The sequence below is a fragment of the Nostoc sp. MG11 genome, assembly GCF_014904695.1.
Classification (GTDB): Bacteria; Cyanobacteriota; Cyanobacteriia; order Cyanobacteriales; family Nostocaceae; genus Komarekiella.
Genome location: NZ_JACXXN010000011.1, coordinates 191,061 through 200,721, shown reverse-complemented (window position 1 = coordinate 200,721; position 9,661 = coordinate 191,061). Strand labels below are relative to the sequence as shown.

Here is a 9,661-nt window from a genome sequence, read left to right as displayed (position 1 = left end):
AAGTTGCAACTGCTGATTTGCAGCAAGGAGTTTTTGTTGTAACTGAGATTGTTCAATCAAGCGTTTTAGACGTTGGCGCAGAATGGGCAATAGAACGAGTTTAGTAACATAGTCAGTTGCACCGGCTGCAAATGCACGGTTAATGGAGCGTTCATCCTCAACAGATGTAAGCATTAAAATGGGAGTATTTTGACCTTGAGCTAATGAATGTAACTTATGGCAACACTCGAAGCCATCCATATCTGGCATTGAGATATCAAGGAGTACGATGTCAGGGTGGAGTTGCTCAAAAACATTTATTGCCTCTATGCCATTTTCAGCTTCCGCGACTCGATATCCATCCTGCTCTAAGAAAAGTCGCAGCACTGTGCGGAAAAAGGGTTCATCGTCAACAATTAGAGCTAACAATTGATTTTGTTGAACACGGGCTGTCATGACGCTTGCTGATTCGGAGTTAAATCCTTGACTCTAAGATAGAGCAACACACTAGGGCACTAACAGCGACAAATAACTTGTGATTTGACAAACAATAATTAGGCATAGATCACTAATTGGATTTATGCCCAAAATTCTTGGTAATTAGCCCCTCTTAACAATACAGTTACTAAATTCATTAGGCAAGATTTCCAGTAATTTTACGGGGAGAAAAATTTTGCACAGAGTATAATAGCAGCAGGGTCAACGCATTTAAGTAAGAGCCAAAAAATCAAATGCAAGCGCCTTATCAAATATATTTTGGCTCAACCAAAGGACTTAGATGCTTTCATCGACGATGGAGCATTCTATTCTAATTTCGTGCATTATATGCAAAACTCTGGCTCAAACCTCAAGTAGTCACCCACCAATGTATACTTCCTACTTTTTAACAGTTTTGCTACTTCTATTATTAACTCTGTAGCGCTTGAAGGTTTTTGAATATAGGCTTGAAACCCAGACGCGAGAGCTTTTTTATCTGCCTTCTCTTCAGTATTTCCAGTAAAAGCAATTGCAGGAATTTTTCTAGTTTGTGGATGCTGAAGTGAGCGAATCTTTTGTATTAACCAATACCCATCCTTAACGGGCATAGTAATGTCTGAAATTAAAAGATCCACATTAAATTGTTTAATTATTTCTAATCCTGTCAAAGCACTGGATGACGTGAGTACTTGAATTCCATAGCTTTCAAGAAGCCGGGTCATTACCAGAAGCATGTCCTGGTGATCATCTACAACAAGAATTGTTACTCCTTGGAAAATATCTATGTTTATTCTATCGTCTGAAGAATATACAGATACTAGATCTAGCGTCACAGTGTTTTTGCCCTGTTATTTACTTGATGGATAACTCAGGAAGTTCTACTAGCGGCTAGCCTTTACCTGACCGCCTAGTATGTTATCAACTTGATTAAAACAGATTAGGGAATCAGGTTTTTCTAACCTGAGTCTTATTTCCTAAATAGCATTTTAGTAGTAAGTGCTGAGAGTCTTGCTACTCGAACGCCGCCAACTCAAGCAACAATGCAGAGATGACAGTATAAAGTCAGGTATACAATATTAGTACAGAAGTCAAGAAAGAATGCGTAACTAAAATGGCTTTGACGCTTCTGCATGACAATTTCAATTTATTTAGCAGAAAATATCTAAAAATCAGATTAGGAAAGGCTTAGAAACAAAGGTATGATTTTTCTCTACATAGATGATATAAGTAGTAAATAATGAATAAAAAGTGGGCTGTCAAACGACTCACGGTAAATCTCACCTCAAGTGAAGCACAAAAACTTGAAGAGTACTGTGCAATGACCGGAAGGCCATCAACCGACGTGATTAGAGAGTTGCTGCGTTCTCTTCCAGTAAACGAGAAGCAAGCAGATGACATTACCGAATCCTCTCAACTTGCGGGATTAAGTAGTAGTTGAAAATCGCTAACTTGACTTCAACTTAGCCATTAATAGCATTACATCTCGAAATTGTTTTAACGAAGTCAAAAGTCAGAGGGAAGACTTTCGAGGGATGATCCTCTGACGAATCGCGACCAAAGGAAGCAAGGGTCGCGATCCACGGCACGAATCAACGAAATCAGAAGTCACTTTGAGTACATCCCCGATGCTGACACCGGGGTTCATACGTTTGATTCGATGTCTCACATCAGCCAGTATCAGTCCTTGAGAAACGATAGCAGGTCGGCGTTAAGTTGATCTTTATGGGTATCAGTCAGCCCGTGGGGTGCGCCTGGATAGACTTTTAGCGTGGCATTCTTCACCAGTTTTGCAGAAGCGATCGCAGCAGCACCGATTGGCACGATCTGGTCATCATCGCCATGAATGATCAGCGTTGGCAGGTCAAACTTTTTGAGATCTTCAGTAAAGTCCGTTTCAGAGAATGCCTTGATGCAGTCGAGCGCGTTCTTGTGTCCCGCCTGCATCTATTTCACTCCACTACGCTGCGTTCAATATGACATAGAAATACCCTTTTAAAACAACCTCTAACGCAGATTTATTTATGCTCAAAGACGTATTGACAAAATTTACTCGTTTTTAATTTGTTCTGAATGATCCAGGTCTAGTTTTGTGTAATTAATTTTGATGAACTGCTTAACATGTAACCAATTCTTGAAAGTTGAACAGGTTTATCCGAAAAATTAAAACTAGGTTTTTTAATGTTGCTCTATACCTTGAGACTGATATATATTTTCCAAGTTGTTAAGCAAACTTATCCGTAAGATAGTTTTATTTCTATGTTAAAACGTCTATTTTATTTATGAAGAGTATTTATGTAAATCGTAATTCAAAAATAAAATTGCGGCTCATTAAAAATAAATGATTAAGTAATTAAGCAAGTAAAACTAACTTTTCTTTTTAAGTCTGTTTATTAAAAACTAATCTTGTTATCAAAATATTTAATTTATTAAACACTATCTCGAAAAAATATGCCTAATTTATCAGGGAAACATATTTCTTACTGGATTGACTCCACACCCACAGCTAATTTTCCACCACTGAGCAATAATCTATCTGTAGATGTTGTAATTGTCGGCGCAGGTATTGCGGGAATCACTGCTGCAAGATTACTTAAACGTGCAGGTAAAACCGTTGCGGTAATTGAATCGCAACAAATATCTACTGGTGTTAGCGGTCATACTACAGCCAAAGTTACATCGCTTCACCAATTAATTTATGCAGATTTGATTAAAAATCATGGTCAAGAAAAGGCACAAATATATGCACAGTCAAACCAAGCAGCACTAGAATTTGTTGCCAAAACGGTTAACGAAGAACAAATTGACTGTGACTTTAGTCGCCAAAGTGCCTATACTTTCACAGAAACTACAGATAATCTCAAAGATATTGAAAAAGAGGTAGAAGCAGCACTAAAACTAGGATTACCCGCCACATTTGTTCGTGAAACTTCCCTGCCTTTCCCGATTGCTGGTGCTGTGAAGTTTGACAACCAAGCACAATTTCACTCTCGCAAATACCTGTTACACTTAATTAAGCAGATTCCTGGTAATGGAAGTTACGTATTTGAAAATACAAGAGTACTGAAGGTAGAAGAAAATAATCTTTGCCAAGTTATTACCAATAAGGGAATTATTCAGGCAAAGGATGTCATAGTTACAACTAATATCCCCATTACCGATGAGGGATTATTCTTTGCTAAAACTTACCCTAAACGTTCTTACATCATTGGTGCGCGGATTGCAGATCGTCAAGCGCCTCTGGGAATGTACATAGGCTCAGGAGAAAAATACTACTCTATTCGTACTACTCCTGACAAAGGTGGCTTATTGCTACTTGTTGGTGGCGGCGGTCATAAAGTGGGAACAGTGGAAAATACTGAAGAGAAATATCTTGATTTAGAAAATTATGCCCGTTCTCGCTTTGATATAGAGTCCATTGACTATCGTTGGTCTACCCAAGATTTTGTATCTTTTGATAAAATACCTTACGTAGGAAAATTAACTCCTTTAAGCAAGCATACCTTTGTCGCAACTGGGTTTAGTCTGTGGGGCATGACTCAAGGAACCCTATCAGGAATGATACTTGCAGACAATATTTTAGGCATTGAAAATCCTGCGGCTGATTTGTACGATGCAACCCGCGCCACTCCTTTTGTTAGTCCACGAGGTATAAAGCAGAACTTGGAAGTTGGCACTCACTGGTTAGGCGATCGCCTCAAGGGATTGAATGAATCTTTGGCGGATGTGGCGAAAGGTGAAGGAAAACTAGTCACTGTCGATGGTGACAAGATAGCCGCTTACCGAGATGAAACAGGAGAAATACACGCTGTTTCTGCGGTGTGTCCTCACTTGGGTTGTGTTGTAGCTTGGAACAGTGCAGAGAAAAGTTGGGACTGTCCCTGTCATGGTTCGCGTTTCAGTTGTAATGGGAAAGTGTTGCACGGACCGACAGTGAAAGATTTAAAGAAGTTCTAGAGGGGATTAAAGGGATTAAAGCAACTGGCGTTGTATATTTGCGGGATGATTTATCTCACGCAGAGGAGGACACTTCTGTGCGGGAGTTCCCTCATTGAAGAAAGTGTCCCTCGCGCAGAGATGCAGAGAGAATAAGGAGTTTAGATTTCAATACGTAAAATTACGTGAGTTCGATTAACCTCTCTCCGACGCGGAAAGGAGCAGAAATATTCCTCGTTTAGAACTAAAAAATTAGAGTTTCAAAGCCTTTGCGCCCGTGGGGAGAGGTTTGGAGAGGGGTTTTGACATTCTTCGAACTCACGTTAGTTTAAGCAAGTTGCTTTCACGCAAGCGATCGCGTTCTTGTTTAGGTGTTCCGCCTTAAAGAAAGTTAAACAAAGGTTTGCTAGGGCTGAAAGCTTTATACATCAATAGTTTCAGCCTGGTATATCTGAAGTGATATTTCATAAGATAGGGACGCAACTTAAAGTTCGTTTAAGAAACGTTGATGACTGCGTTTCTGACTTTGCATCCCAAAGCCAGTTTTAGAGCGCATAATCATTGCCAATGTCGCGCATCAGTTATAAGATTTCTTATTTTAAGCTTTTGAAAAGCATTTTCCCTCTGCTACATGATAGGCGATCGCCAACAATAAAAAGTTAATTTTATTAACTTTTTTAAACAAAAACATTAATTTATTTCTGTGGTTTTTAGAAAAAACTCATGTAACTTCAGATAGTATCTGACCTGAGCCAAAAGTTATAAATTTAGCTTTGTAATCTCTCACTTTAGGAGAGTTTAATTATTAAAAAAAATCTTTATAAAGAAAAGCGTAGGTATAACATACCTATGTACGTAAGTGAGGTAATCAATTATGTCATCTCAAATCATCACATCTGATTTACTTGTAGATTTATCTACAAACGAGCAGCAGCTTCTATCTGGAGGTTTTTACTACAAAGGCAACGGCAACGGCAACGGTAACGGCGACGGTAACGGCGACGGTAACGGCGACGATAACGGCAATGGCAAAAACGGCTGTGGACCGAAGAAGAAATGCAAAACTTTCAAAGTCACAGTCTGTAAAGTACACAAGCCCTCATGTTGTAAGCCTAAATCCTGTTGCAGCAGCTGAGCTAGTACAACCTAAAAACTAGGTAGTCTTGTAGTTCAAACTTTGCCATTAATGGGGAGAGGAGAAGACTTATATAATTTACTCACAATAAATTAGATTTTGAGAGTTTATAGTAGGTCTTCTATGTTCTTTTAAGGCATTAAATTAACGCCCTAAAGAACAGTAAAGTAAACTAATAAGGGGAATATTTACTTTTATGCTCTCCCTTTATTTCAGATGTAAATAGTTTAAACTACTTGACGAGTAAAACCATAGGAACATAACACCTATGTACGTAAAGTGGGGCTAACAGTTATGTCACTTCAAATCATCAAATCTGACTTTTTGAGAGAACTATCCTTAGAAGAACAACAGCTTTTATCTGGAGGACAAGATTCTTATTACGGCAAAGATAAAGACGACTACAAAGAAGACTACGACAAAGAAGACGACTACAAAGGAGATAAATACGGCAAAAGACGACGTTACCGCTGCTGCTACTACTCTTGGTATCCTTGCAAAAAATACTAAGTTGGTGAACCCGCAGAGTGGATAGTCTCGTAGTTTTAACTTTACCAGATCACAGAAGAAAAAACTGCTAGGACAGTTCTTAGTTTTCTGCTTATCCTCTGGCTCTAAACACAAATAGTTTTAACTACTTTTTCAGTGCATATTTTACAGCTAACACCTTTACTTATGCTGTCAAATATGCATTTTAATGTGTAATTATTACGCAAAAAAGGAGTCTCTGTGATCAAAGTGGAATAATCAAGAGTCTAGAAAGCGATCGCATCATACAATTGAAATCCCACATTCCGCCTCAATGGAGATTAAGGTTAGTCAGTGATACTGGTTAGTTTTAGCTTTTAGCGCGGCTTGTTGAGCGAGTCGCTCAACTGAGTTCCTGTATAATTGGGAACCCAACCATCCGCGATCGCAAAGTAGCGTACTGCTTTAAAATGCAATGATGCAGTCGGGCTACACCAATGCTCAATTCCGGCTGGAATGCAGAGATAGTCTTGTGCCTCGACTAAAAGCTGTACTTGACTACCATCAGGTCGCACGAACCCATAAATCATTTCTCCCGCCAAAACGTAAACAGGTTCAGCGGCAGTGTGAGTATGGTAGCGGCTATAGGTTACTATCAATTGGTGAAGATTCGCCGAACCTGGATGCACATTCAGCAGGTCACACCAGAGAAAGCCATTTTCTTGCTGAAGAAATTCAAAGACGTTGTTATGGAGCTCTACAATGTGGTGTTTCTCAGACTCAGTTACAACATCTTGGTCTAGTAGATTCGCAAATAGAAGCGATGTTCCTGGATCGTAGTGTCTGAGTTGGATGCCGAGAGGGGCAAGTTCACGAACTATTTCGCCTAAATCGCTCTCGATTGTGCCATCGTCAAGTAGTAGAGTAGCCATAACAAAACATTGATTAACTGTTAAGAAGAGTATACTTAACTTTTAGTCAATAAGCCACTATTTCCGATAGACAAACTGGTGATTTATTTTCCCCTGCCCAAACCCTTAATTTTTCTTCACTATGCGTGAGTCCTGAGATTATTGAACACGAGCAGAACGACTACGGCGTAGTAAGCCGATAGTTCCAGCAATCATTCCTAAACCCAGCATAGTTGCAGGTTCAGGTACTCTTTTAGTTGTTCTAGCCACTACCTTGTAATCAGGGCCATTGTAATATTCTGAATCATTATTAGCTTTACTCTTAGCTATAACTTGAATCCCACTCAGAGAATCGACACCCAATTGACTAAGGTTAACTCCCCAATAGCCAACTTGTTGAGAAGCAGAAATTTCTGTGGTGTCAATTGAGTAGCCGGCGCTTTTTTGCTCAGTTCTAGACAACTTTAAAAAGTTACCGAGTAATTTCCCACTGCTATCAATCGCTTGCACACCTAAGTCACTGTTCATGCCTCGTTCCCAGAAAAACAAGTTATCTAACCCAGTATTATCTTGTTCTATAGAACTGTCGAAGAATAGATTGATTTTAGAAGCACCAATCTCCTCTGTATCAAGAATATTATTTAAATTGCGATTACCCAAAAAGGCGGCAATTTCGCTATTAGTTGGATCATTTAGCCCAGAAACAGGCACAGGAGAAGTAGCATAATCTCCTTTCTCTGTACTAGCGGCTCCAGTGTTGTTGTTGCCTGGCCCAGGTATGCTGCTAGCTCCAGGACGAACACCTATGATTGGTGTGTTATATAGAATTTCGGCTGATTTTACCAATGAGAAATTATAAAATGTGTTTTGATTTTGAGTGATAGAATTTAACCAAATATCCTCTTGAGAATTAGATTTTTCTGGAGTAAAATTTGTCTTGAAGTTTGCAGCTTGGGCAAATGGAGAAATAGATAAATTTGTGCCAATAGCAAACAATGTAAAAGCAATAAAAGATTTAAGTTTGAGCCTCATAATTTATACCGAAGAAGCACCAGATAACAAAATACACAGTAAATATCCCATACACTTTTGATCAATTTATTACCCCACATTCCGCTCTTTAAACTGGCACATGTGGTTTTTGGGCATGGGGGATGGGGCGGCTTGACGACAACGCTATAAAGAGGGTTTTACCCCCGCTTTCAATAAAATTTATCGGCAGAATGATGCTCAAGGGGATGACTAACGTCTAAGCTAGTACAAGTGAACTGTCCTAAGTGTGGAATGTCTAACTTAATTCTGTTTTGGCATCGCCGTGATTTACGTATTTCTGACAATACAGGACTGGCTGCAGCAAGACAGCAGAGTCAAAAAGTTGTGGGTGTTTTTTGCCTTGATCCGAATCTGCTGGAACGAGATGATGTTGCTCCAGTGAGAGTAACTTATATGATCGGCTGTTTGCAGAAATTACAGGAGCGATATGCCCAAGTGGGTAGCGAGTTGTTAATACTCCACGCTAATCCTGTGCAAGCGATACCAGCTTTAGCAGCGGCTTTGGGAGCCAGATCTGTTTTTTGGAATTGGGATGTAGAACCGTACTCGCAAGAACGCGATCGCAACATTATCAATGCTCTCAGCGAAAATGGCATTGAGTTTCTTGACCAAAACTGGGATCAGATTCTCCACGCTCCTGAAGAAATTCGCACAGGTTCCAACGGTCGTTACACAGTTTATACTCCTTTCTGGAAAAATTGGATTAGTAAACCGAAGGCGAATCCAGTAGAAACTCTGCAAAATACTGAGGGTTTAACAGCAAAAGAACAGGAAATTGCTAAACAAGCAGGAGCGATCGCTCTACCCTCAGCAAAAGATTTAGGATTTATCTGGGATGGAGAATTAATTCTTTCACCAGGAGAAGCAGCCGCCCAAGCCAGACTAGAAGAATTTACTACAAGAGCAATTACTGAATATCAAGAACAGCGTAATTTTCCCGCAGTAGACGGAACATCGCAACTCAGCGCAGCTTTAAAATTTGGCGTCATTGGCATTCGTAATGTTTGGCAAGCCACAATAGAAGTGTTAGAAAACAGCCGCAGCGATGAAACAGCAGCCAATATCCGCACATGGCAACAAGAATTAGCGTGGCGGGAGTTTTATCAACACGCAATGTATAACTTCCCTGAATTGGCTGATGGTGCTTACCGCGAAACCTTCAAAAGCTTCCCTTGGGAAACTAACGAAGAACATTTCCAAGCTTGGTGTGAAGGGAAAACCGGGTATCCCATCGTAGATGCAGCGATGCGCCAGATGAATGAAATCGGTTGGATGCACAACCGCTGTCGGATGATTGTCGCTAGTTTCCTCACCAAGGACTTGCTGATTAATCCCCAATTGGGTGAAAAATATTTTATGCAGCATCTAATTGATGGTGATTTATCTGCTAATAATGGAGGTTGGCAATGGAGTGCTTCTAGCGGAATGGATCCTAAACCTGTGCGGATTTTTAACCCAGCCAGTCAATCGCAAAAGTTTGATCCAGAGGGGGAATATATCCGGCAATGGATTCCCGAATTGCGCTCTGTGGATACAGAATATTTGGTTACTGGTAAAATTTCACCTTTGGAACGTCATGCTGTTGGCTATCCTGAACCAATTGTTGATCATAAGATACAGCAGCAGCAGTTTAAACAGCGTTATCAGCAGCAAAAAGCTGTCTGAGTAGATGATTTGAAAGCTACTCTTGCCTCCTGACGATTGC

General features: G+C 40.0%; 10 protein-coding genes. 5 read left to right on the top strand and 5 right to left on the bottom strand.

From position 1 onward, the window contains the following. Together HCR01_RS17840 and HCR01_RS17835 are read right to left on the bottom strand one after the other, a co-directional pair. Positions 1 to 435, bottom strand: a 435-nt coding sequence (locus HCR01_RS17840; RefSeq protein ID WP_193197465.1) for a response regulator, incomplete at its 3' end; no start/stop codon positions are given. 365 nt (positions 436 to 800) lie between these two features. Then, entirely contained in the window at positions 801 to 1,289 is a 489-nt protein-coding gene (locus tag HCR01_RS17835; protein WP_320073131.1) for a response regulator, read from the bottom strand. Between the two features lie 404 nt (positions 1,290 to 1,693). On the opposite strand from HCR01_RS17835, the gene HCR01_RS17830 reads away from it, so the two are divergent. Then, a complete protein-coding gene (locus HCR01_RS17830; protein WP_193197464.1) occupies positions 1,694 to 1,894 on the top strand; it encodes a ribbon-helix-helix protein, CopG family in 201 nt (66 codons plus the stop codon). Positions 1,895 to 2,133: 239 nt separating this feature from the next. Here HCR01_RS17830 and HCR01_RS17825 read toward each other — a convergent pair whose 3' ends face one another. Then, on the bottom strand, positions 2,134 to 2,400 hold the full coding sequence (locus HCR01_RS17825; protein WP_226889409.1) for an alpha/beta fold hydrolase: 267 nt from the start codon (positions 2,398 to 2,400) through the stop codon (positions 2,134 to 2,136). Between the two features lie 504 nt (positions 2,401 to 2,904). On the opposite strand from HCR01_RS17825, the gene HCR01_RS17820 reads away from it, so the two are divergent. From HCR01_RS17820 to HCR01_RS17810, 3 genes are all read left to right on the top strand, one after another. Then, positions 2,905 to 4,410 (top strand): FAD-dependent oxidoreductase, encoded by a 1,506-nt coding sequence (locus HCR01_RS17820; RefSeq protein WP_193197463.1) that lies wholly within the window; start codon positions 2,905 to 2,907, stop codon positions 4,408 to 4,410. Between the two features lie 853 nt (positions 4,411 to 5,263). Beyond that, the gene (locus HCR01_RS17815; protein ID WP_193197462.1) at positions 5,264 to 5,524 is read left to right on the top strand and encodes a hypothetical protein; all 261 of its coding nucleotides are present in this window, start codon (positions 5,264 to 5,266) and stop codon (positions 5,522 to 5,524) included. Between the two features lie 294 nt (positions 5,525 to 5,818). Beyond that, a complete protein-coding gene (locus HCR01_RS17810) occupies positions 5,819 to 6,034 on the top strand; it encodes a hypothetical protein (protein ID WP_193197461.1) in 216 nt (71 codons plus the stop codon). A 335-nt stretch (positions 6,035 to 6,369) separates the two neighbouring features. Here HCR01_RS17810 and HCR01_RS17805 read toward each other — a convergent pair whose 3' ends face one another. Both HCR01_RS17805 and HCR01_RS17800 read right to left on the bottom strand, forming a co-directional pair. Further along, a complete protein-coding gene (locus HCR01_RS17805; RefSeq protein ID WP_193197460.1) occupies positions 6,370 to 6,924 on the bottom strand; it encodes a 1,2-dihydroxy-3-keto-5-methylthiopentene dioxygenase in 555 nt (184 codons plus the stop codon). 138 nt (positions 6,925 to 7,062) lie between these two features. Beyond that, complete coding sequence (locus tag HCR01_RS17800) at positions 7,063 to 7,935, bottom strand: exosortase-dependent surface protein XDP2 (protein ID WP_193197459.1); 873 nt, start codon at positions 7,933 to 7,935, stop codon at positions 7,063 to 7,065. A gap of 252 nt (positions 7,936 to 8,187) precedes the next feature. Between HCR01_RS17800 and HCR01_RS17795 the strand changes: the two genes are divergently transcribed. Next, a complete protein-coding gene (locus HCR01_RS17795) occupies positions 8,188 to 9,621 on the top strand; it encodes a deoxyribodipyrimidine photo-lyase, 8-HDF type (protein ID WP_193197458.1) in 1,434 nt (477 codons plus the stop codon). Positions 9,622 to 9,661: the final 40 nt, after the last annotated feature.